Below are 23,246 nucleotides of genomic sequence, written 5' to 3' on the forward strand. Positions count from 1 at the left end.
CCGGTTTAGATAGAGGTCTGTGATGTCGCTGCACTTGATGACGCTGTTTACCGCCCATCCCGCCAAATTGATCAACCTGCTGGCGCTGCTGTTGGCGTTTCCCGGCAGTTGGCTGTTGCACGCCACCCGTCGCCGTGAACAGCGCGCGATGGCCAGTATTGCCGCTCAGCGCAACGCGCAGCCGAACGCCGAGCCCATTCTTGATTGGGCGACCTTGCGCATGAACCGGTTTTTCTATCGATTTGGTTTTGCTTGCCTGGGGCTGGCACTGATCGTCTCGTGGATCAGCACGCGTTACTGAATCTGATGCAAAACCTGTGGCGAGGGGATTTATCCCCGTTGGGGTGCGCAGCGCCCCCAGTTTTTACCTGAGAAAAACAGGGCCTGCTGCGCAGTCCAGCGGGGATAAATCCCCTCGCCACAATTGCTCAGCGCTGTTGATTAAAGCGGCAACCCAGCCTTCACCCGGTATTGATTACGCACCGGCGTCGCATATTGCAGCACCAGATACGGACGGTGCTCTGCAGGGCAAGCGTCCAGGCGTTCTTGCCATTCTTCCTGGGCCTTGGCCAGTTCATCCGCCGCAAACACCTCGGCAGCCTTCGGCACATTCAATTGCGCATCAGCATCAGCCCACTGCGCATACGCCAGGTAATGCACCGGGAATAACCGGTAGCCGCCAAGAATCTGCTTGTCCATCTCGACTGCCAATTGCTTGGTGTCTTCGAACAGCTCGGTGATTGGCGGTGCGAAGTTCACGTGCACGCGGCCCTTGTAGCCGGTGATGCCCTTGGCGATGCTCACGTCATCTTCGCCCGGCGCTTTTGCGTAGGTGCCGGTGGTGGCGCGGATATACAGCTCTCGAGCCTTGGCCTGGTCGCACGGGTCGTACTCGTAGCTGATCGACACCGGGGTGACGTTCAGCGAGCGAATGACTTCGCCGAACGGCTCGTCCTTGCGGCTCATGTGGAACATCTTGAGGATCGCCGACTCGGTGCGATCATCGCCATCCTTCGCCCGACCTTCAGCCTGCGCGATCCAGATCGACGCGCAATCGTTGCGGATCGAGTGGTTGATGTACGCCGACAACAGCTGATACGCGGCCATTTTCTCGCGACGGCCGGTGATCGAACGGTGGACGATAAAACTCTTGTTCAAGCGCATCAGGTCGCTGACAAACGGCTTCTGCAGCAGGTTGTCGCCAATCGCAATGCGCGGCGTCGGCAGGCCGGCGTGGTACACGGCGTAGTTGACGAAGGCCGGGTCCATCACGATATCGCGGTGGTTGGCGATGAACAGATAGGCGCTGCCCGACTTGAATTGCTCGACACCGGTGTAGGTCACGCCGTCGGTGGCGCGCTCGATGGTGTGGTCGACGTAGGACTCGACCTTGTCCTGCAACGTCGCCACCGAGGTCACGTCGGCGAACTCACGACGCAGCCGATGGGCTATAAGTGGTTTGAGCATCCAGCCGAAGGCACCGGCAAAACGCGGGAAGCGGAAGTGGGTGAGGATATCTAGAAACGCCTTGTCGCCGAGCAGTCTTGCCAGTACCACAGGTACTTCGCTGTCGTCGTAAGGTCGGATGGCATCGAATTCGCCCATCATGCTCTCTTGTTGGAAACGGCTAGGGTAAGTAAAGGTTTTGATCGAAAACCAACGGGGCACGGTCTGAAAAGGTAGCCAGACAAAAATAGCCCTGCAAATAGACCGGCGATTATACGCACAAGTCACTTGGGAGACCGCGATGCTGGAACCTGCTGAATACGAATGTCCTTATTGTGGGGAAACGGTCGAGACGTCAGTGGACCTGTCCGGTGGCGATCAGACCTATATCGAAGATTGTCAGGTGTGTTGCCGGCCAATCACGTTTGTCTTGCAGGTACACGAAGAGGACTGGTTTCTGGAAGTCTTCAGCGAAAACGAGTGAGGCGCGCCCATGCAGCGAATCTACGAGCCGGAAAACCTGATGGAAGGCGAAATGCTCAAGGGCATGCTTGCCAGCGAAGGCATCGAGGCGCATCTGGTTGGCCGCGATTTGCTCGGTGGTACGGGCGAATTGCCGATCTTCGGGTTGTTGGCACTGTCCGTCGATAACGACCAGGCCGAATACGCCCGCGAGTTGATCACCGCGTACAATGCCGCGCTGCCGCTGCCCGGCGATGAACCGGAGAGCTTCCCCGGGACGCTGGTCTGTTAGGCTGAGCTTCGTTTTACTTCAGAGTCGTGCTGCCCCATGTGTGGACGTTATGCCCTGTTTCGCTGGAACCGCGATTTCGCGGCCCTGCCAGGTTTTCCCGCCGATCAGCAGGCGCAGTGGAACATTTCCCCCAATGATTCGGTGTTGATGCTGCGTGCCGGTGAAGACGGCGAGCGTACGTTGGCCCGCGCGCGTTGGGGGCTGACGCCGCCGTGGCTGACCGATATGTCGAAAACCCCGGCGCATGCCCGCGCGGAAACCGTGGCCGAACAACCGATGTTTCGTGAGGCGCTGCGCCAGCGTCGCTGCCTGCTGCCGGCGAACGGGTTTTACGAATGGCGCGGGACCCAGCGCAAGCGGCCGTTCTGGCTGACGCCGGGCGAGGGTTCGTCACTGTTTTTTGCGGCGATCTGGGAGGCTTATCCGGTGCAGGAACAGGTCTGGTTGAGTACGGCGGTGATTACTCAGCCGGCGTCGAGTCAACGCCGGCCGTTGATTCTTGATGAGGCAGGGCAGGCGGCATGGCTTGATCCGGAGACACCGTTGCATGTGCTGCAAGGCTTGCTCGCCAGTGAACCGGTCGCATTGCGTGAGCGGGTGTTGGCGAACCTGATCAATGATCCCAAACTCAATGGGCCGGAGTGCCTGACCCCGGGTTAATTTGAAAAGCGAAAAGATCGCAGCCTTCGGCAGCTCCTACAGGGAAACGCACATATCCATGTAGGAGCTGCCGAAGGCTGCGATCTTTTGATCTTGCCCTTAAACCTTGAACTGATTGATCAACCGCCGCTGCTGTTCCGCCAACTTGGTCAGATCGGCACTTGCCGAACTCGACTCGTCCGCACCGCCCGCGACCTCATTGGCCACCTGTCCAATGTTGATCACGTTGCGATTGATGTCATCCGCCACCGCGCTCTGCTCTTCCGCCGCACTGGCAATCTGCGTGTTCATGTCGTTGATCACCGACACCGCCTGGGTAATCGTCTCCAGCGCCTCAGCCGCTTTCGCCGCGTGCTGCACGCTTTCGTCGGTGCGGTTCTGACTGTCTTCCATGACCCGTACCACGTCGCGGGTGCCCTGTTGCAGTTGCTGGATCATGCTCTGGATTTCTTCGGTGGCCTTCTGCGTTTTCTGCGCCAGATTGCGCACCTCATCCGCCACCACCGCGAAACCGCGACCTTGCTCGCCGGCACGCGCCGCTTCAATCGCCGCGTTCAGCGCGAGCAAATTGGTCTGCTCGGCGATCCCGCGAATCGCTGTGAGGATCGCGTTGATGTTCTCGCTGTCCTTCGCCAGCGTCTGTACCACGCCCACGGCTTTGCCGATTTCCAGCGCCAGCACGCCGATCGAATTGGACGTGTCGCGGACGATCTGCATGCCCTGACTGGCCGCTTGATCGGCATGGCTGGCGGCTTGTGCAGCCTGCGTCGCATTGCGCGCAACGTCCTGCGCGGTGGCGGTCATTTCCTGCACGGCGGTGGCGACCTGATCGATCTCGGCCATTTGTTTCTGGATGCCGATGTTGGTGCGAATCGCGATGTCGGCGGTGTGCTCCGAGGAATCGCTGACGCTTTGCACCGACGTCACCACCTGCGTGATCATCGCCTGCAATTTGGCCAGGAAGGTGTTGAAGCCCTTGGCGATCGAACCGAGTTCATCGCTGCGATCACTGCTCAAGCGGCGGGTCAGGTCACCTTCACCCTGAGCGATGTCGTTGAGCATCGCGACCATCTGCTTCAACGGCCGGGCAATGCCGTGGCCGACCAGCCAGATCACCAGCAGGCCAAGGCCGGCGATCAGCAGACCGACCATGGCCATGCCGAAGGTGTCGGACTTGCGTTGCGCATCGAGGTCGCCCTGCAGTTTCTGCAGATCGGCCATCACCGCGTTAAGCGGCAATTGCAGCATCAGTGTCCAGCGCGCGTTGGTCTGGCCGATGCCGAACGGCAGGTAAAGCTCAATGCGGCCCTTGTCCTTGTTGACCGAGTAAGTCACTTCGCCGCTCTTGAGATTGGCCATGTTGGCCGTTTGCTCGGCGTCGAGGATGTCGCTGATTTTCTCGCCGAATTTGCTCGGGTCCTTGGTGTAGGCAACGATCCGGCCATTGCCGCCGACCAAGGCCATTTCACCGGCGCCGCTGTAGAGCTTCTGGTTCGCGCCGAGGAGCATTTCCTGAATGAAGTTCACCGACAGGTCGGCGCCGACGATGCCCTGGAAGGTGCCGTTGAGCATGATCGGTTCAATGAAGGAGGCGAGCATGACGATCTTGTCGCCGACCTTGTACGGTGCCGGATCGATCACGCAGGATTTTTTGCTCTCTTTCGAGCACAGGTAGTACTCGCTGGCGCGCACGCCGGTGGAGAGGACTTTCTGGTCATCGACGTCGGCCAGTTTGTCCAGGCCCAGCGTGCCGTCGTCATTGCGGAACCACCATGGCAGAAAGCGCCCGTTGGCCGCATCGATGCCGACCACGCCGGTGCCGACGTAAGCCGCGTCATTGTGATCGAGGGCGTTTTTCTCCCAGCCGATGTAGGTGCCGAGGATCTTCGGGTTTTTTTCTACGTTCTCTTTGATCAGGCTGATCAGTTGTTCGCGGCTGACATTCACGCGCGGCTGACCATCGGCGCCCGGCGTGCCGAGCAGGGCGTTGACCCGTACCAGGCCGCCGGCAATCAGCAGCGGTGCTTCGAGCTCGCGCTGGATCTGGCTGACCTGGGTTTGCGCCAGTGCGCTCAGGCGTTGTTCGATGACTTGCTCGAATTGCGCCTGGGTGCGCTGCTGCACCATCTCCTGGGTGCGGGCGCCGGCAAACAGCGCATACAGCACCAGCGCCGCCACCACGCTGAGCACAATGGCGCCGGCCAGGGCGGCGACGGAAAACTGGATCGACTTGAACTTCATGGGAGCTCCGCACGCAAGAGGACGTCTGCGGTGATGTATCGGCAGCGGGCAGGGCGCCATGAGCGTGGCAGGGTGGAATTGGCAGGGCATGTCGCAAATGGATCACTGCGTGCCGCAGTTGTTGTGGGCTGGTCGGTGGTGTGAATTTTTTACGACAGCCGCGGTGTGAAATGTCTGAAAGTCGCTACAACACGTCCGTTGTATCTGGCGCCGATACAATTACCCGCCTAGGATACGCGACAGGTTTTCAGGGAGCTTTTGAATGAACAAGACATTGGTTGTAAGTGCACTGAGCGCAGCGCTGTTGCTGGCCGGTTGTCAGTCGGTCAACACCACCAGCGGCGGCGCCGTGGGGGTGGAGCGCAAGCAGTACATGTTCAGCATGCTGTCCTCGCAAGAGGTCGACCAGATGTATGCCCAGTCGTATCAGAAGACCGTCGGCGAGGCGTCCAGCAAAGGTGTGCTGGACAAGACCAGCCCTGAGGCCAAGCGGGTGCAGGCGATTGCCAACCGTTTGATCGCCCAGGCGCCGAACTTCCGCCCGGATGCGGCGCAATGGCAGTGGGAAGTCAATCTGATCAAGAGCGACGAACTCAACGCCAACTGCGGGCCTGGCGGCAAGATCATTTTCTACACCGGGCTGATCGACAGCCTGAAACTCACCGACGATGAAATCGCCGCGGTCATGGGCCACGAAATCGCCCACGCCCTGCGCGAGCACGGTCGTGAAGCGATGTCCAAGGCGTACGGGATTGAAATGGCCAAGCAGGGCGCAGGCGCATTGCTTGGTCTGGGTCAGGACAGTCTGGCGCTGGCCGACACCGTGGCCAACTACGGCATGACCCTGCCGAACAGCCGCGCCAACGAGAACGAAGCCGACCTGATTGGTCTGGAACTGGCTGCTCGTGCCGGCTACAACCCGAACGCCGCGATCACCTTGTGGAACAAGATGAGCAAGGCCTCGGAAGGTTCGCCGCCGGAGTTCATGAGCACTCACCCGGCGTCGGCCAGCCGGATCGCTTCGTTGCAGGCCGCGATTCCAAAAGTCATGCCGCTGTACGAACAAGCCCCGAAGTCCTAAGAGTCGAAGGACACAACGATTCTTCAGGTTGGGAGGGCTGTTGTGGCGAGGGGATTTATCCCCGATGGGCTGCGAAGCAGCCCCAAAACCTGCAAATGCGTTATGTCTGACACTCTGAGGCAGCAGGTTTGGGGGCGCTTCGCGCCCCATCGGGGATAAATCCCCTCACCACAGGTTTTGAGCAGTTCAGCAAACGGGGTTAAACCCAGCCGCTGCTCTGCATCGCCTTGTACACCGCCACGATTGCCAGAATCATGAACGCCGAAGCCGCCAGGCGACGGATCAAGGTCAGCGGCAATTTGTCGGCAGCAAAATTACCCGCCAACACCACCGGCACGTTGGCAATCAACATGCCCGCCGTCGTCCCGATAATTACCAGCCACAGCTCCGGGTATTGCGCGGCGAGCATCACCGTCGCGACCTGAGTCTTGTCACCCATTTCAGCCAGGAAAAACGCGATCAGCGTGGTCAGGAACGGCCCGAACTTGCGTGCGGTGCTGGTTTCATCGTCGTCCATTTTGTCCGGGACCAGTGTCCACAGCGCGGTGGCCGTGAAGCTTGCGGCGAGAATCCAGTGCAGGACCGAGTCCGAGAAGAAACTGCCGAACCAGGCGCCGACCGCACCGGCTGCTGCGTGGTTGGCCAGGGTCGCGGCGACAATACCGGCAATGATCGGCCAGGGTTTGCGGAAGCGAGCGGCGAGAATCAGCGCGAGCAGTTGCGTCTTGTCGCCGATTTCGGCCAAGGCAACGATTGCGGTGGGAACGAGTAACGAGTCCAGCATCAGGATTTTCCTAAGGGGCGGGTCGACACGGCTATGACACGTACAGCCTTCCCGCCCCGGGTAAGGTGTGCGTGTCATAGGTCTTGTCAAACCCTGCGATCCGTCTGCTGCGGACGCTTGGGTCGCATACGCCATGATCTGAGGATCAAGTATGTTGACGTATGCCGGACGAGCTTGGCGCTCGTGGGAGACTACTCCCCTAGGACGGAGCGGATTCTGCCTAGGCAAATCCGATTGAGCAAGCCTCTTTTTTGAAAGAAGTTCTAGCCGCGCTTGGCCCGGTAGATGCGGAAACCATTGCCTTCGGCCTTGATCGCACACACGCCCAGATGCTCCTCGATCAGTGGTTGATACTTCAGGAAGCTGTTGGCGACCAAGCGCAGTTCGCCGCCGTTTTTCAGATGTTTGGCCGCTTTTCGCAGCAAGTTCTCGGTAGCGAAATAATCGGTGTGCACGCCGACATGGAACGGCGGGTTGCTCAGAATCGCGTTCAACCCCATCGGCGCCGCATCGATACCGTCACCGGTCAGCACCTCGGCTTCCAGACCGTTGGCGGCCAAGGTCAAGCGACTGCTGGCAGCAGCAAACGCATCGACGTCGAGCAACGTCACCTGATTGTGCGGATAGCGACGTTTGACCGCAGCGCCCAACACACCGGCGCCACAACCGAAGTCGAGCAGATGGCCGCTGGGCAACTTGTCCAGATGCTCCAGCAACAAAGCGCTGCCGCGATCCAGTCGACCGTGGCTGAACACGCCCGGCAGGCTGATGACTTTCAGCGGGCCTTCAGCCAGTGGCAATTCATAAGTCTGCGCCAGGCTTTCCAGGGATTTCGCTTCAGGGGCATTGGCCACGGTCACTTGCCAGAGTTGGCAGTGCCGCGCGCTGTCGAGCTTGCGTGGCTTGCCGAACGGGTTGAGCTGTTTGGAGGCGCCTTCGATGCCGCTGCGCTTTTCCCCGACCAGAAACACTTCGCGCCCAGCCAGACGCGAAGCCACGGCATTGAGGATGTAATCGGTCAGGTCCTTGGACTTGGGCAAGAACACCACAGCGCTGTCAAACTCACGCTCCGGAACATTCACACCGAAATGGCTGCGACCGTCGAAGCGAGCGTCCAGCGCCGCTTGATCGCCGGCATGCCAGCACCAGCCGAACGCATTGGGCAAGCGCCCGAGCAAATCATCGGCGGGCAAACCGGCGAGCAACAACGATCCTTGAAACAACTCGGGCTGACGAAGCAGTACTTCACTGCGCGGATCCATAACTGCTCCTCAAAAAAAAGTGCCGCAGTTTATCAACTGACGACCCGCAGCGCCTTAGCGCTGAAGAACGCCTGAGCGTTTTCGGTCAATTGGCCGACGATGCGCTGCCGCGCTTCGACGCTGCCCCAAGCGTTGTGCGGCGTGACGATCAGGCGCGGAATGTCGGCGGCCAGCAGCGGATTGCCTTGAGTCGGTGGCTCGACACTCAGCACATCGGTGGCCGCGCCGCCGAGGTGACCGTTGCGCAGGGCATCGGCCAGCGCCTGCTCATCGATCAGGCCGCCACGCGCGGTGTTGACCACGAACGCGCCGGGTTTCATCGACGCCAGCTCGCGCGCACCGATGAAGTGGCGGGTGTGTTCATTCAGCGGGCAGTGCAGGGTAAGGGCGTCGATTTGTGGCAGCAGTTGCTCAAGCGGCAGGCGATCCGGGCGAGCAGGGCGGCCCGGAATCTGCCCGAGCAACACGCGCATGCCGAACGCTTCGGCCAAACGCGCTACAGCGCCGCCGAGTTCACCGTGGCCGAGCAAACCGAGGGTTTTGCCTTGCAGTTCAACGATGGGATAGTCGAGCAGGCAGAACTGTTTGGCTTGCTGCCAGCGCCCTTCGCCGACGGCTTTCTGGTAATCGGCCAGGCGCGTGGCGAGATTGAGCAGCAGCATGATCGTGTGTTGCGCTACCGATGGCGTGCCGTAACCCTGGCAGTTGCATACGGTGACGCCGTGGGCGCGTGCGGCGGCGAGATCGACGTTGTTGGTGCCGGTGGCGGCAATCAGAATCAGCTTCAGATCGGGGTTGGCGGCCATGGCGGCGGCGTCGATCAGAACCTTGTTGGAGATGGCGACGGTAGCGCCTTGCAGACGTTCGCTGACTTGCTCGGGCAAGGTCTGGGTGAACAGTTGCAGATCGCTGAAACACTCGCGCAACGGGCTGAGGTCGAGGTCGCCGAGGTCGAGCGAAGGGTGATCAAGGAAAACCGCGCGGCGCGTGTTCGTCATCAACTGTACCTTTTAGGCTTTGAGCGTTGGGCGTAATCTGCCGAGCCTACCAGATGAAACAAATCGTTACGCAGAGCCCGCCGCGGATATATGTCCCTGTGGCGAGGGGATTTATCCCCGTTGGGTTGCGAAGCAGCCCTAAAACCATTCACCTCGGTGTATCTGCTCAATCGCGTTCGCCGGGTTTACGACTGCTGCGCAGCCGAACGGGGATAAATCCCCTCACCACAAGTGCTGCGTTTCCTACAGATTTTTTATTGACCAAGCTGCCCCAGAGGAGCCCCCATGTACTGGACCGAGTTCTTGACCGTTGCACTGATCCACCTGCTGGCCGTCGCCAGCCCCGGCCCGGACTTTGCCGTGGTGGTGCGCGAAAGCGTGACCCACGGACGTCGCGCCGGTACCTGGACTGCCTTGGGTGTCGGTACGGCGATTTTCCTCCACGTTGGTTATTCGCTGCTGGGTATCGGTCTGATCGTGTCGCAGTCGATCGTTCTGTTCAACGCCTTGAAATGGGCGGCCGCCGCATATTTGCTGTACATCGGCTTCAAGGCCTTGCGTGCGCAACCGGCGAAAACCGTTACTGATGATCTGCACAAAGAGGCCGGCGTGCGCACAGCTCGCGGCGCCTTCACTTCGGGCTTCGTCACCAATGGCCTGAACCCGAAAGCGACGTTGTTCTTCCTGTCGCTGTTCACCGTGGTGATCAACCCGCACACGCCGCTGTCGGTGCAGGCCGGTTATGGCGTTTATCTCGCCGTGGCGACCGCGATCTGGTTCTGCCTGGTGGCGATGCTGTTCAGCCAGCAGCGCGTACGCGCCGGTTTTGCTCGCATGGGTCACTGGTTCGACCGCACCATGGGCGCGGTGTTGATCGCTCTCGGCGTGAAAATCGCCTTCACCGAAATGCATTGATCCTGCTTTGTAGGAGCTGCCGAAGGCTGCGATCTTTTGATCTTGGTCCTCAAAAAAAAGATCAAAAGATCGCAGCCTTCGGCAGCTCCTACATGGCTCCTACACGAGTTGGCTGAGCTTGCTCAGGGTGTTGAGGTAGTCGCGGGGATTCTCGCCCAGCAAACGGCGAAACATCGCGCTGAACGCCCGCGCGCTGGCGTAGCCCAAATCCTGCGCCACGCGCTGCACACTGTCGCCGGCGAGCAGGCGGGGCAGGGCTTCCATCAGGCGCAATTGCTGGCGCCAGGCATTGAAACTCATCGTTAACTGTTGCTGGAACAGCCGCGCCAACGTGCGAGAGCTGGCGCCGACCTGCTGCGCCCAGTCTTCCAGCGTGTTGGGATGATCGGGGGTGTGCAGCAGCGCCAGGCAAATATTCTGCAGGCGTCGATCAGTCGGCATCGGAATGTGCAGCGGCAGGTTTTCCAGGCTGGCCAGTTCTTCCAGCATCAATTGCTGAATCAGCGGATTGTCGGCATGCGGCGGGCCTTGCACGGCGCGCAGAATCAGCTCGCGCAGCAGCGGCGTCACTGCCAGCACACAACACTGCTTCAGGCTGGCCGGCGACCGCTCGGGAGCGATGAACAGCGAGCGCATCCGCACGTCGCCACTCATGAAAATCTCATGCGCCACTTGCGGCGGTATCCACACCGCGCGGCTCGGCGGAATCACCCATGCGCCCGACGCCGTGACCACCCGCATGATGCCGCTGGCCGCGTACAGCAACTGCGCCTCGCGATGCAGATGCAGCGGCTGGTGCGCGCCGTCGAGATAATCCCGGGGGTAGGCGCTCACCGGGCCGTGTTCAAAGTGGCTGATCAACATGTCTGATTCAATGACTTGCTTGGCAGGAATGCGCTTTCCGGCCAACTTAGCATAAGCGGCACACAACAACGTAAAGCGTGCCGCCATGAATCAATCGAGAAACGTTATTCGCTACATCAACGCCGCCCATGTGATCGATCACATGTTCATGCTGATTTTTCCCGCCGCCGTACTCGGCATGACCCAGGCCTTTGGCCTCGACTATGCCGCGCTGATCGGCCTGTCGCTGGGCGGCTTCATCGCTTTCGGTGCTTGCTCGCTACCGGCCGGTTGGCTGGGCGATCAATGGAGCCGGCGGCAAATGATGCTGGTGTTTTTCTTCGGCATCGGCGCCTCGGCGATTGTCACCGGCCTGAGCAGCAGCCCGACGATGCTGGTAATCGGCCTGACCCTGATCGGCATTTTTGCCGCGATCTATCACCCGGTAGGCACCGCAATGCTGGTCGCCTACGCACAAAACCGTGGCCGCGAAATCGGCATCAATGGCATGTGGGGCAACCTCGGCGTAGCGTTTTCGGCGCTGATCACCGGGTTGCTGGTGGCGCAGTTCGGCTGGCGCTCGGCGTTCCTCATACCCGGTGCGGTGGCGATTGTTCTGGGTGTCGGCTTCGCCTTGCAGGTGCGTGAGGAACCGATCCCCAAGCGTGCGCACACGCCATTGAAGGGCGCCGCAGGGCAGCGCATTTCGATGGTCATGGTCTTCGCCGTGCTGGCGCTGGCCACAGCTACCGGCGGCGTGGTGTTCAACGCCACCACCATGACCTATCCGAAACTGTTTCAGGAGCGTTTGCATGAGCTGTTCGCCTCCCCGCAAACCCTCGGTGTGGTGGTCAGCCTGGCGTATGCCTTCGGGGCGGTCGCGCAGTTGAGCATCGGCCGGGTTTTGCACCGGCTCAGCCTGAAATGGCCGTTCATTGTGTTGACGCTGTGCCAGGCGCCGTTGCTGTTTGCGCTGGCTTACGCCGATGGCTGGGCGGTGATTGCCCTCGGTGCGGCGTTCATGTTCGTGGTGTTCGGTCAGGTCACGGTCAACGATGCAATGGTCGCCAACTTCGTTGCGCCACAGTGGCAATCGCGGGTGTTCGCCTTGCGTTACTGTTTGTCGTTCGGTGCCAGTGCGACAGCGATTCCGCTGATTTCCTACGTCGAACCGCGCCATGGTTTTGTAGGCCTTTACTTGATTCTCGCGGGATTCGGCGCGCTGACCTTCCTCGCAGCAGTGGTTTTCCCACGGACACCTTCTGAGGCAGCTGTAGGGCAAACGGCCTGATCGGTGAAGAAAACCGGCAAATGCTGGCGCAAAGCTAGCATTTGTACGGCTCTGCAAATCATTCCTTTGGCTGATTTGGCTGGCGTATAAGGGTTCTAGAGTACAAATCTCTACGCCAACACCGTGCAGCCAGAAAAGGGATTCATATGTTGCAGACTCGCGTCATTCCCCCGGCCGATGGGGCCTACCAGTATCCATTGCTGATCAAACGGCTGCTGATGTCCGGCGCCCGTTACGAGAAAACCCGCGAGATCATTTACCGTGACCAGTTGCGCTACAGCTATCCGACGCTGATCGAGCGCGTGGCGCGGCTGGCCAATGTGCTGACGGCTGCCGGTGTAAAAGCCGGTGACACTGTGGCGGTGATGGATTGGGACAGCCATCGTTACCTGGAATGCATGTTTGCCATTCCCATGATCGGCGCGGTGATTCACACCATCAACGTGCGCCTGTCGCCAGAACAGATTCTCTACACCATGAACCACGCCGAAGACCGCTTTGTACTGGTCAACAGCGAGTTCGTCGGGCTGTATCAGGCGATTGCGCCGCACCTGACCACGGTCGAGAAAACCCTGCTGCTGACCGATCTGCCGGAGAAGACTGCCGACTTGCCGAACCTGGTCGGTGAGTACGAGCAACTGCTGGCCGCCGCGAGTCCGCAGTACGACTTCGAGGATTTCGACGAAAACTCGGTCGCCACCACGTTCTACACCACCGGCACCACCGGCAACCCGAAAGGCGTGTACTTCACCCATCGGCAACTGGTGCTGCACACCATGGGCGTGGCGACGATCATGGGCTCCATCGACAGCGTGCGCCTGCTGGGCACCAACGATGTGTACATGCCGATCACGCCGATGTTTCACGTGCATGCCTGGGGCCTGCCTTATGTGGCGACCATGCTCGGGCTCAAACAGGTTTATCCGGGGCGCTACGACCCGGAATTTCTCGTCGAGTTGTGGCGCAAGGAGAAGGTCACGTTCTCCCATTGCGTGCCGACCATCCTGCAGATGTTGCTCAACGCCAAAGGTGCGCAAGACACCGATTTTGCTGGCTGGAAAATTGTCATCGGTGGCAGCGCGCTCAATCGCACGCTGTACGAAACCGCCAAGGCTCGCGGTATTCAGCTGACGGCGGCGTACGGCATGTCCGAGACCGGGCCGCTGGTGTCCTGCGCGCACCTCAATGACGAGCTGATGGCCGGCAGCGAAGACGAACGCACTACTTACCGGATCAAGGCTGGCGTGCCGGGGCCATTGGTCGAAGCGGCGATTGTCGACGGCGACGGCAACTTCCTTCCGGCCGACGGCGAAACCCAGGGCGAACTGGTGCTGCGCGCACCGTGGCTCACCGAAGGCTATTTCAATGAACCGCAGAAGGGCGCCGAGCTGTGGGCCGGTGGCTGGCTGCACACCGGCGACGTCGCCACACTCGACAGCATGGGCGTGATCGACATCCGCGACCGCATCAAGGACGTGATCAAGACCGGCGGCGAATGGATCTCCTCGCTGGACCTCGAAGACTTGATCAGCCGGCATGTCGCGGTACGCGAAGTAGCAGTGGTGGGCATCGCCGATCCACAGTGGGGCGAGCGCCCGTTTGCGCTGCTGGTAATCCGCGAAGGGCACGTGATCGGGGCGCGAGAGCTCAAGGAACACCTCAAGCCGTTCGTGGAATTGGGGCACCTGAGCAAGTGGGCGATCCCGAGTCAGATTGCCCTTGTTACTGAAATTCCCAAGACCAGTGTCGGCAAGCTCGACAAGAAGCGCATCCGCCTCGACATCACTGAATGGCAGGCCAACAACAGCACCTTCCTCTCGACACTTTAGTGTCTGCTGGCGCGCCGAAAACGGCGCGCCAGACCCACCAAGCAAGCGCTTGGCTTGTGAAATCGAAAAATTCAGCCATCCTTGCCGTGCCGACGAGTGTCGGACTGGCGAAAGGACTGTTCCAGAGTGGTTGGCGACTGCAAATCACACTTTAGAGGGATCAAGCAGTACCCCCTGCTGGATATAGTCCGTTCAAGGATTTTTAAGAACGGAGCACACGCACTGATTGGGGCGAGTAACTCTGGAGTGATTTCGGGCAGCCCTGGCGTCCGCTCCTCCACAGCGTTTTTAAAAGTACTCACTGCCATAACAATAATGCACATGGAGTAGCGTCGATGACCTCAGTAAACCAGTTCTGGCGCCGGGCGAAACTGCCTCTGGCGGTCAGTCTTGCCTCTTCGCTCGCCGGGCCCGCATTCGGCGTCAGTTTCAACGTCGGTGAAATCGAAGGCCAGTTCGACTCGTCCCTGTCGATCGGTGCCAGTTGGTCTACTCAGAGCCCGAACAAGAACCTCATCGGCGTCAACAACGGCGGCCATGGCCTGTCGCAGACTTCCGATGACGGTCACGCCAACTTCAAGAGCGGCGAAACCTTCTCGAAAATCTTCAAGGGCATTCATGACCTTGAATTGAAATACGGCGACACCGGCGTGTTTGTCCGTGGCAAATACTGGTACGACTTCGAACTCAAGGATGAAAGCCGCCAATTCAAGGACATCAGCGATACGGGCCGCAAAGAAGGCGCCAAGTCGTCCGGCGGCCAGATCCTCGATGCCTTCGTCTACCACAACTACTCGATTGCCGATCAGCCGGGCTCCGTGCGTCTGGGCAAACAGGTGGTGAGCTGGGGTGAAAGTACTTTCATCGGCGGCGGCATCAACTCGATCAACCCGATCGATGTGTCGGCGTTCCGTCGTCCCGGTGCCGAGATCAAGGAAGGCCTGATCCCGGTCAACATGTTCTACGTGTCCCAGAGCCTGACCGAGAACCTCTCGGCCGAGGCGTTCTATCAACTGGAATGGGACCAGACGGTCGTCGATAACTGCGGCACGTTCTTCTCGCAGCCGGACATCGTTGCCGACGGTTGCAACGACAACTTGCGCGTCTTGAACAAGCGCTCGCAAATCCCGGCCATCGCCCTGGGGCCATTGGCTGCCAACGGTGTCAACGTCAACGAAGAAGGGGTTCTGGTGCGCCGTGGCCCGGATCGCGATGCGCGCGACAGCGGCCAGTGGGGCGCGTCCTTCAAGTACATGTACGAGCCACTCGATACCGAGTTCGGCGCCTACTTCATGAACTATCACAGCCGTGCGCCGATCTTCAGCGCCACCGGTGCTCCGCAATCGGTCTACAACACGGCGCGCGCGCTGCCGGGGCCTTTTGCGGCACTCGCTCCCCTGCTGGTCGCGGGCAACTCGAACTACTTCATTGAATACCCTGAAGACATTCGCCTCTACGGTCTGAGCTTCTCCACCACCCTGCCTACCGGCACGGCGTGGAGCGGTGAGATCAGCTACCGTCCGAACGCACCGGTACAACTGAACTCGACCGATATCCTGTTCGCCGGTGTGCGTCCGATCGGCGGCGCACTGACCAATGCTTCGATACTCAATGGCGTGCCGGGTCAGGATCTGCATGGTTATGAGCGCAAGGAAATCACCCAGATCCAGACAACGTTCACGCACTTCTTCGATCAGGTCATGGGCGCCAGCCGTCTGACCCTCGTCGGTGAAGTTGGCGCGACCTACGTTGGCGGGCTGGAAAGCCGTTCCGACATGCGTTATGGCCGCGATCCGGTGTATGGCCCGGGTGAGCTGCCGGCCACTGGTGGTATCAATACCTGCGCCAACATTCTCAATGCCAGCACTATCAATGGTGCAGGGCCGGGTTCGCCGCAGAACAACCGCAGCCGCAATTGCAACAACGACGGCTTTACCACATCGATGTCGTGGGGCTACCGCGGCCGTGCCATCTGGGAATACAACGATGTGTTTGCCGGTGTGAACCTCAAGCCTAACGTAGCCTGGCAGCACGACGTCAGCGGTTACTCGCCAGGCCCTGGCGGCAACTTCGAGGAAGGCCGCAAGGCGGTCAGCCTGGGTGTCGACGCCGAATACCAGAACACCTACACCGCGAGCCTGGCTTACACCAACTTCTTCGACGGCAAGTACACCACTGTGGATGACCGCGACTTCGTTGCGCTCAGCTTCGGCGTGAACTTCTAAGCACTGCATTTCAGGACGAACACACATATGAAAATAACAAAGAGTCTGTTCCACGCCGGTGTTCTGGGCCTGTCGCTGCTGGCGACCGGCGTCATGGCGGCGGTCCCCGCTGCCGAAGCGGACAAGCTGGGCAAGAGCCTGACCCCGATGGGCGCCGAAATGGCCGGTAATGCCGACGGTTCGATTCCAGCCTGGAAGCCGCTGCCGAAGAATGCCGGCAGCGTCGATGCGCGCGGTTTCCTGTCCAACCCTTACGCCAGTGAACAGCCGCTGTTCACCATCACCGCCAAGGACGTCGACAAGTACAAGGACAAACTGGCGCCGGGGCAGTACGCGATGTTCAAGCGTTACCCGGAAACGTTCAAAATGCCGGTGTACCCGTCCCATCGTGGTGCCACTGTGCCGGATGACGTATTCGCCGCCATCAAGAAGAACGCTACCACCACCAACCTGGTGTCCGGCGGCAACGGTCTGGAGAACTTCGACACGGCAGTGCCGTTCCCGATTCCGAAAACCGGTGTGGAAGTGATCTGGAACCACATCACCCGCTATCGCGGCGGCAGCGTGACCCGTCTGGTGACCCAGGCCACGCCGCAACCGAACGGCTCGTACAGCCTGGTGTACTTCCAGGATCAGTTCGTGTTCCGCGACAAGATGAAGGACTATGACCCGAAAAACCCGGGCAACATCCTGTTCTACTTCAAGCAGAAAGTGACTGCGCCGGCGCGTCTGGCCGGTGGTGTGTTGCTGGTGCACGAAACCCTCGACCAGGTGAAAGAGCCACGTTCGGCGTGGGTCTACAACGCCGGTCAGCGTCGTGTGCGTCGTGCGCCACAAGTGTCCTATGACGGCCCGGGTACTGCGGCGGATGGCCTGCGGACTTCCGACAACCTCGACATGTTCAACGGTGCGCCGGATCGCTACGACTGGAAGCTCGAAGGCAAGAAAGAGATGTACATCGCCTCCGACAGCTACAAGCTCGATGATCCGAAACTGAAGTACGCTGACATCATCAAGGCCGGTCACATCAACCAGGATCTGGCGCGTTACGAGCTGCGCCGCGTCTGGCATGTGGTTGCCACCCTGAAGGAAGGTCAGCGCCACATCTACGCCAAGCGTGACTTCTATATCGACGAAGACACCTGGCAGGCAGCCGTTATCGACCATTACGACGGTCGTGGCCAACTGTGGCGTGTGGCCGAGGCGCATGCCGAGAACTACTACGACAAGCAAGTGCCGTGGTATGCCCTGGAAACCCTCTACGACCTGCAGTCCGGCCGTTATCTGGCGCTGGGCATGAAGAACGAAGAGAAGCAGGCGTATGACTTCGGCTTCACCGCCACCACCAGCGACTTCACCCCGGCCGCGCTGCGTCAGGATGGTGTTCGCTAAACCGCTGTAACCCCGAGGCCGCATCCTCGTGAAAACGCCCCGACTGGTTCGGGGCGTTTTTTTTGATCAGATTTCCCTGCTTATGTAGGAGCTGCCGCAGGCTGCGATCTTTTGATCCTGCTTTTTTGGGGGGCAAAACAAAGTCAAAAGATCGCAGCCTGCGGCAGCTCCTACAGGGATTCGTCACCGGGCGCGATTGATCGGTGATGGCGGATTTTGTCGGCGCTGTGTAGCTTTTTTGTAGCCATTTGTAGCAGCGACCTTCATTACCGCTACGTTTAAGGCTAGTCTGCGGACATCTGCAATGCCGCCAACAGCCATTCGAACAAGAGCCGGCCATGACTGATCTGTCTCCACTTCCGGGTCCCGCAAGTGTTGCCGTCGCGGCATTGGACGGGCGTTTTTTTCGCCCGCCGTTGCCCGAGGGTTACGTGCTGCGGCCGCGCCTTTGCCAGCGCCTGGCAGCCGGGCTCGGTGGTCGGCTATTGCTGGTGAGCGCTCCGGCGGGCTTCGGCAAGAGTTCGCTGGCGGTGGAGTTCTGTCAGAGCCTGCCGGCGCAGTGGCAAAGTCTGTGGTTGGGCCTGAGCCCGCGTGACAGCGATCCGGGGCGGTTTCTGGAGCGCTTGCTCGAAGGCTTGCAGGATTATTTTCCGCAACTGGGCAGCCGCGCACTGGGCCTGCTGAAGATGCGTCAGCGCCATCAGCCGTTTGCGTTTGAAGAATGGCTCGACGGCCTGCTCGATGAACTGGCCCTGCACCTTGATCCGGCGGCACCCTTGCTGCTGGTGCTCGACGATTACCATCTGGCCCAGGGCCCGGTACTCGATCGCTGCCTGCAATTTTTCCTCAATCATTTGCCCGACGGCATGCTTGTGATGGTCACCAGTCGGCAACGCCCGGACTGGCACCTGGCGCGGTTGCGGCTGTCCCGCCAGCTGCTTGAACTGCACGAACAGGACCTGCGCCTGACCCACGACGAAGCCCTGACATTGCTCGATCGCCACAGCAGTTCACTGCGCGGCGAGGCACTGGAGAGTCTGATTCAACGCAGCGAAGGCTGGGTTGCCGGGCTGCGTTTCTGGCTGCTCGCGGTCGCCGAAGCCGGCAACGATGCCGCGTTACCGCAAGCGCTGAATGGCGGGGAAGGGCTGATCCGCGACTATCTGCTCGAAGAAGTCATCGATTGCCTGCCACCCGAAGTACAAGCCTTTCTCTACGACACCGCACCGCAAGAGCGCTTTTGCAGTGAACTGTGTGATGCGGTGCGCGAAGCCCATGACAGCGCCGAAATCCTGCGTTTTCTGCTCGCGCATCAGGTGTTTCTGGTGCCGCTGGATGAGCACGGGCACTGGTATCGTTATCACCACCTGTTTTCTGATCTGCTGCGCAGCCGGCCCATTGCCCAGCCGATGGTGCCGACCGCGACCCTGCACCTGCGGGCCTGTCGCTGGTTTAACGCGCAGGGGCTGCTCGACGAAGCGGTGGAGCAGGCCTTGCGCGCCGGGCACCTCGATGTGGCCGCCAATCTGGTGCAGAACCTTTCCGAGGAACAACTGCTCGCCGAGCAAAACGTCGGCATGCTGCTGCGCTGGAAAATGGACCTGCCCGACAGCCTGCTGATCAGCACGCCACGGCTGATCGTCCTCTACAGTTGGGCGCTGGGGCTGGCTTGCCAGCTCGATGCTGCCGAAGAGCTGTCCAGCCATTTGAGCCGTTTTCTGCCAGCGCCTTCGGCCACCGCGCAAAAGTCGATGCTGGCGCAATGGCTGGCGTTGAGCGGGATCATTGCCCGTGGTCGCGGCCATCGTGAACTGACGCTCAGGTATTGCAGCGAAGCATTGGAGAGCCTGCCCGCCAAACGCTACGGCCAGCGGCTGATGTGCCTGTCGACCCTGTCCAATCTGGCGATTGCCGATGGTGATCTATGGCGCGCCCGTGGTCTTAACCGCGAATCCCTTGAACTGGCGCAACGGGTCGGCAATCCGCTGTTTGAAGCGCTGGCCCATTACGACCGCGCGCGCGTATTGCAGTCGCGCGGTGAAATTCTGCGCGCGCTGGATGAAGTGCATCAGGGCCTGGAACGCCTGCGCGGGCTGTCGCCGCAACGCTTGTATGCGGTGCGTGCACGGCTGACGCTGTACGAAGGTTTTTTGTTGGCGATGCGCTTGCAGCCGCAAGCCGCACGCGCACGGTTACTGGCCGGGATCGGCGAGGCGCGCGCCTGTCGTGATATCAGCGTGTTGATCGGTCACTGCGTGATCGCCCGCCTGGACGGCGGCGCCGGCGAGTTCGCCAAGGCCTTCGCCGAATTGTCCGAAGCTGAACGGCTGATGCACATCTGGGACGTGCCCCCCATCTATTATCTGGCGATGATCACCCTGGTCAAATGCGAGCTGTGGCTGGCGCAGGGGCGCACCGATCTGGCCGAAGCCTGGTTGGCGCGGCTGGGCCAGACCTACACTGGCGAGCGCGCCGCCGCGCCACCGGAGTTCCATCCACAGTTGCCCCTGCACGTCGAGCTGCAACAAGCGTTGCTCGACAGGATTCAGGGCCAGCCGATGCTCGCCGAGGGGCGGCTGAACGTGTTGCATGAGAACGGCCGGCAAACCGGACGGCAATTGCTCAGCGTGATGGCGCTGACACAAAAAGTCGCGTTGCTGCTCGACAGTGGGCGGGAGCCGCAAGCGCGCAAAGTCCTCGGCCAGGCACTGGAAGCGGCCGCCGGGGGCGTCTTGCAGCCGTTCGATGCGTTGATGCAACAATCCCCGGACTGGTTGCGCGGGCAGCTGGCGCTGACCTCTGCGACAGCGGTCAGCCAGCAACTGCTGGCGCATTTTCCGCTTGCTGCCAGCCGCCCGATGGAAACCGCCGCCGCCGAACAACTCAGCAGCCGCGAGCTGGCGGTGCTGCAACTGATCGCGCAAGGCTGCTCGAACCAGCAGATCAGTGAGCAGTTGTTCATCTCGTTGCACACCGTGAAAACTCACGCCAGCCATATCAACAGCAAGTTGGGTGTCGAGCGGCGTACGCAGGCAGTGGCGCGGGCCAAGGAATTGGGTGTCTTGAGCTAGCGAGCCCTGTAGCGCGACAAAGTGTCCAGTCCTGAAATAGGTTTACACCTGTTTCGTTCTCAAAACGCCCGATGCACCGCATCGGGCATGTTTCATTTCAACGATAGATGCGGTCGCTTGCTGTTGTAGATGCTTACTGACTCGTCGACCATTTGAACCGCCTCAGCCAGATCCTTGGGTCGGTGAAGCAGAAACTCTGTCTTCAAGATTCCGTTAACCCGCTCTGCCAAGGCGTTCTGATAACAGTCATACCCATCGGTCATCGAGCACAGGATCCCATGCTTGGCATGCAGCTTCTGGTAGAGGTCAGAGCAATATTGCGAGCCGCGATCCGAGTGATGGACAAGCGCCTGATCGGTTCTTCTGCCCCGTAAAGCTTTGCTCATCGCTTGAATGACTGACTCGGCGTGCAAGGTTTCGTGGACGTGATGACCAACGATCTTGCGAGAGTAGGCATCTGTAACCAAGCTCACGTACGCAACGCTTTGCTCGGTGGGTAAATACGTTATGTCCGCGACCCAGACCTGTTCGGGACCAGTGGCGGTCACTTGATCGGGGCCAGGTTTCAACCGGTTGGGATGTCGGCGGAAGCGATGATGACTGTCAGTGGTCTTGTGATAGGCGCGCTTGCGTGGCACCAATTGGCGACTATCTCGCAGGATATCGAACAACCGGTCGCGACCGACTGTGCGCGATAGCTCCGGCTCGGACTGCATAAGGCCATGCAACTTGCGAGTGCCCAGTCGAGGCATCTGACGGCGTGTTTCCAAGACAAACCCCAGCACTTTTCGGGCATGGCTGACTTGCGCGTCATAAGCCCGGTTTCGCTTGTAGTACGCCTGCGGTGAAATACCCAGAAACTGGCAAGCCCTGCGAATACTCAGGCCTTGGATTTGCCCTTGGGTGAGGACTTGCCGGATCGCTTTTTTACGATAGAAACACCGTAATCATTCTTCAACACGTCAACGACCGCCTCGAAGAACTGGGCCTTCTGATTGGCAAGGGCGAGCTTTTCTTCAAGCTCCTTGATTCGCTGTTCAGGCGTCAGCGGCAAACTTTGCTCGTCCATCGGTCGGCTCCTCTGGGCGCGAATAGAGGCGCCCTGGCTCCAGTCCTGCCGCCCATGCTTGCGTAGCCACACCAACACAGTCGACCGACCCTGAGTTCCATAGCGCCGTTGAGCCTCTTTATAACTCAACTTGCCTTTTTCAACCTGATCAACGACTGCCAATTTAAAGCCCAACGTGTAATCACGCTGGCTGCGCCTTTTTCCCGTATCCATTGATTCCTCCTGAAGATAAGTCAGAAGGTGTAAACCTTATTCAGGACGGGACAAAGCCAATAAAAAAGCCCCGAACAGTCGGGGCATTTTGTATTCCCGGCCAGTTTCCCGGCCGGACTATTCCTGCTCGACCAGCGTCAGGCCACCAGATCGTTGGCTCCGAAGCTGTTCACACCAACCAATTGGATCTCGAAGTCCGCCCCGACATTGCCACTGACATTCCCCGACAAAATGTGATCGACGAAGCGCAGTTGACCTGCGCCGGTGAAGTCGCCTGCACCTATGAAGGTGAAACCATTGACTCCCGCGCTCATCAGGTTAGCGTCGAATGACCTGAAATCGATTTTGTCCCCTTCCAGGCTATTGAAGTCGTTAATGACATCACGATTAGTGCCAAGACCCATATCGCTCACGGCACTGAACCTGAAGGTGTCCGCACCCGCTCCGCCGATCATGGTATCGGCGCCCGCGTAGCCGTCGAGGATGTTGTTGCCGGCGTTACCAGTCAGTACATTGTCGAGGGCGTTGCCGGCAAGGTTGAGGTTGCTGCTGCCTAGCAGTACACCATCTTCGACATTGGCCGAGAGGGTGTAACTGACGGAGGTGCGAATCAGGTCGTGGCCCTCTGCGGCCAATTCGTTAACCGTGTCGAGCTGGTTGTCAACGTAGTAGATGTCGTCACCCGTCCCACCCATCATAGTGTCGATACCGGCACCGCCGTCGATAATGTCGTTGCCGGCGTAACCCGCGAGGATGTTGTTGCCGGCGTTACCGGTCAGGGTATTGTCGAGGGCGTTGCCGGCGAAGTTGAGGTTGTTGCTGCCCAGCAGCACGCCGTCTTCGACGTTGGCCGAGAGGGTGTAGCTGACGGTGGTGCGTACCATGTCGTGACCTTCGCCGACCAGTTCGGTGACGACGTCACTCTGGCTGTCAACGTAGTAGATGTCGTCACCCGTCCCCCCCATCATGGTATCGATACCGGCACCGCCGTCGATAATGTCGTTGCCGGCGTAACCCGCAAGGATGTTGTTGCCGGCGTTACCGGTCAGGGCGTTATCGCTGGCGTTACCGGCGAAGTTGAGGTTGTTGCTACCCAGCAGCACACCGTCTTCGACGTTGGCCGAGAGGGTGTAGCTGACGGAAGAACGCACCACGTCGTGACCTTCGCCGAC

General features: G+C 60.0%; 18 protein-coding genes, 2 pseudogenes and 1 riboswitch. Of the genes and pseudogenes, 11 read left to right on the top strand and 9 right to left on the bottom strand.

All coding sequences use genetic code 11. The features are described from left to right. Nucleotides 1-22 precede the first annotated feature (22 nt). Nucleotides 23-301 carry a hypothetical protein gene (locus tag ACQ4MY_RS06010; RefSeq protein ID WP_053123707.1) on the top strand — a complete coding sequence of 93 codons (279 nt, stop codon included), beginning with the start codon at nucleotides 23-25 and terminating at the stop codon, nucleotides 299-301. Between the two features lie 140 nt (nucleotides 302-441). Here ACQ4MY_RS06010 and ACQ4MY_RS06015 read toward each other — a convergent pair whose 3' ends face one another. Beyond that, the gene (locus ACQ4MY_RS06015; protein ID WP_440094358.1) at nucleotides 442-1,605 is read right to left on the bottom strand and encodes a 1-acyl-sn-glycerol-3-phosphate acyltransferase; all 1,164 of its coding nucleotides are present in this window, start codon (nucleotides 1,603-1,605) and stop codon (nucleotides 442-444) included. A gap of 142 nt (nucleotides 1,606-1,747) precedes the next feature. Between ACQ4MY_RS06015 and ACQ4MY_RS06020 the strand changes: the two genes are divergently transcribed. The 3 genes from ACQ4MY_RS06020 to ACQ4MY_RS06030 are packed head-to-tail and all read left to right on the top strand — an operon-like array spanning nucleotide 1,748 to nucleotide 2,860. After that, complete coding sequence (locus ACQ4MY_RS06020) at nucleotides 1,748-1,930, top strand: CPXCG motif-containing cysteine-rich protein (RefSeq protein WP_007912820.1); 183 nt, start codon at nucleotides 1,748-1,750, stop codon at nucleotides 1,928-1,930. Between the two features lie 9 nt (nucleotides 1,931-1,939). Further along, a complete protein-coding gene (locus ACQ4MY_RS06025) occupies nucleotides 1,940-2,200 on the top strand; it encodes a putative signal transducing protein (RefSeq protein ID WP_008083988.1) in 261 nt (86 codons plus the stop codon). A gap of 36 nt (nucleotides 2,201-2,236) precedes the next feature. Then, on the top strand, nucleotides 2,237-2,860 hold the full coding sequence (locus tag ACQ4MY_RS06030) for an SOS response-associated peptidase (protein WP_440094360.1): 624 nt from the start codon (nucleotides 2,237-2,239) through the stop codon (nucleotides 2,858-2,860). A gap of 99 nt (nucleotides 2,861-2,959) precedes the next feature. On the opposite strand, the gene ACQ4MY_RS06035 is transcribed toward ACQ4MY_RS06030, so the two are convergent. Next, nucleotides 2,960-3,802 carry a methyl-accepting chemotaxis protein gene (locus tag ACQ4MY_RS06035; protein WP_440094753.1) on the bottom strand — a complete coding sequence of 281 codons (843 nt, stop codon included), beginning with the start codon at nucleotides 3,800-3,802 and terminating at the stop codon, nucleotides 2,960-2,962. A gap of 12 nt (nucleotides 3,803-3,814) precedes the next feature. Then, nucleotides 3,815-5,191: pseudogene (locus ACQ4MY_RS06040) on the bottom strand (HAMP domain-containing protein); the annotation flags it as partial. 172 nt (nucleotides 5,192-5,363) lie between these two features. On the opposite strand from ACQ4MY_RS06040, the gene ACQ4MY_RS06045 reads away from it, so the two are divergent. After that, the gene (locus ACQ4MY_RS06045; RefSeq protein WP_158836139.1) at nucleotides 5,364-6,182 is read left to right on the top strand and encodes a M48 family metallopeptidase; all 819 of its coding nucleotides are present in this window, start codon (nucleotides 5,364-5,366) and stop codon (nucleotides 6,180-6,182) included. A gap of 199 nt (nucleotides 6,183-6,381) precedes the next feature. Here ACQ4MY_RS06045 and ACQ4MY_RS06050 read toward each other — a convergent pair whose 3' ends face one another. The 3 genes from ACQ4MY_RS06050 to ACQ4MY_RS06060 all read right to left on the bottom strand — a co-directional run bounded on the left by ACQ4MY_RS06050 (nucleotide 6,382) and on the right by ACQ4MY_RS06060 (nucleotide 9,226). Beyond that, entirely contained in the window at nucleotides 6,382-6,966 is a 585-nt protein-coding gene (locus ACQ4MY_RS06050; RefSeq protein ID WP_158836137.1) for a TMEM165/GDT1 family protein, read from the bottom strand. Between the two features lie 88 nt (nucleotides 6,967-7,054). Beyond that, nucleotides 7,055-7,179: riboswitch (yybP-ykoY riboswitch) on the bottom strand. A gap of 50 nt (nucleotides 7,180-7,229) precedes the next feature. After that, nucleotides 7,230-8,228: a methyltransferase gene (locus ACQ4MY_RS06055; RefSeq protein WP_440094362.1), complete on the bottom strand. Its 999-nt coding sequence runs from the start codon at nucleotides 8,226-8,228 to the stop codon at nucleotides 7,230-7,232. 32 nt (nucleotides 8,229-8,260) lie between these two features. After that, nucleotides 8,261-9,226, bottom strand: coding sequence for a 2-hydroxyacid dehydrogenase (locus tag ACQ4MY_RS06060; RefSeq protein WP_440094364.1), 966 nt, complete (start codon nucleotides 9,224-9,226; stop codon nucleotides 8,261-8,263). A gap of 285 nt (nucleotides 9,227-9,511) precedes the next feature. On the opposite strand from ACQ4MY_RS06060, the gene ACQ4MY_RS06065 reads away from it, so the two are divergent. Further along, nucleotides 9,512-10,141 carry a LysE family translocator gene (locus ACQ4MY_RS06065; RefSeq protein ID WP_008084004.1) on the top strand — a complete coding sequence of 210 codons (630 nt, stop codon included), beginning with the start codon at nucleotides 9,512-9,514 and terminating at the stop codon, nucleotides 10,139-10,141. Between the two features lie 99 nt (nucleotides 10,142-10,240). On the opposite strand, the gene ACQ4MY_RS06070 is transcribed toward ACQ4MY_RS06065, so the two are convergent. Beyond that, entirely contained in the window at nucleotides 10,241-11,005 is a 765-nt protein-coding gene (locus ACQ4MY_RS06070; protein ID WP_440094366.1) for an AraC family transcriptional regulator, read from the bottom strand. 85 nt (nucleotides 11,006-11,090) lie between these two features. Between ACQ4MY_RS06070 and ACQ4MY_RS06075 the strand changes: the two genes are divergently transcribed. The 5 genes from ACQ4MY_RS06075 (at nucleotide 11,091) to ACQ4MY_RS06095 (ending at nucleotide 20,792) form a co-directional block, all read left to right on the top strand. Continuing rightward, on the top strand, nucleotides 11,091-12,275 hold the full coding sequence (locus ACQ4MY_RS06075) for an MFS transporter (RefSeq protein ID WP_440094367.1): 1,185 nt from the start codon (nucleotides 11,091-11,093) through the stop codon (nucleotides 12,273-12,275). A gap of 146 nt (nucleotides 12,276-12,421) precedes the next feature. Further along, nucleotides 12,422-14,104 carry a fatty acid--CoA ligase gene (locus tag ACQ4MY_RS06080; protein ID WP_158830462.1) on the top strand — a complete coding sequence of 561 codons (1,683 nt, stop codon included), beginning with the start codon at nucleotides 12,422-12,424 and terminating at the stop codon, nucleotides 14,102-14,104. Nucleotides 14,105-14,439: 335 nt separating this feature from the next. Then, nucleotides 14,440-16,329, top strand: coding sequence for a DUF1302 domain-containing protein (locus ACQ4MY_RS06085; RefSeq protein ID WP_440094368.1), 1,890 nt, complete (start codon nucleotides 14,440-14,442; stop codon nucleotides 16,327-16,329). A 27-nt stretch (nucleotides 16,330-16,356) separates the two neighbouring features. After that, nucleotides 16,357-17,721 carry a DUF1329 domain-containing protein gene (locus tag ACQ4MY_RS06090; RefSeq protein WP_440094370.1) on the top strand — a complete coding sequence of 455 codons (1,365 nt, stop codon included), beginning with the start codon at nucleotides 16,357-16,359 and terminating at the stop codon, nucleotides 17,719-17,721. A 338-nt stretch (nucleotides 17,722-18,059) separates the two neighbouring features. After that, nucleotides 18,060-20,792 (top strand): LuxR C-terminal-related transcriptional regulator, encoded by a 2,733-nt coding sequence (locus tag ACQ4MY_RS06095; RefSeq protein ID WP_440094372.1) that lies wholly within the window; start codon nucleotides 18,060-18,062, stop codon nucleotides 20,790-20,792. Between the two features lie 95 nt (nucleotides 20,793-20,887). Here ACQ4MY_RS06095 and ACQ4MY_RS06100 read toward each other — a convergent pair. Both ACQ4MY_RS06100 and ACQ4MY_RS06105 read right to left on the bottom strand, forming a co-directional pair. Continuing rightward, nucleotides 20,888-22,074: pseudogene (locus ACQ4MY_RS06100) on the bottom strand (IS3 family transposase); the annotation flags it as partial. A 137-nt stretch (nucleotides 22,075-22,211) separates the two neighbouring features. After that, nucleotides 22,212-23,246: calcium-binding protein (locus ACQ4MY_RS06105; protein WP_440094373.1), on the bottom strand; the 1,035-nt coding region annotated here is incomplete at its 5' end.

The organism is Pseudomonas sp. SM4, assembly GCF_051913165.1.
Lineage (GTDB): Bacteria > Pseudomonadota > Gammaproteobacteria > Pseudomonadales > Pseudomonadaceae > Aquipseudomonas.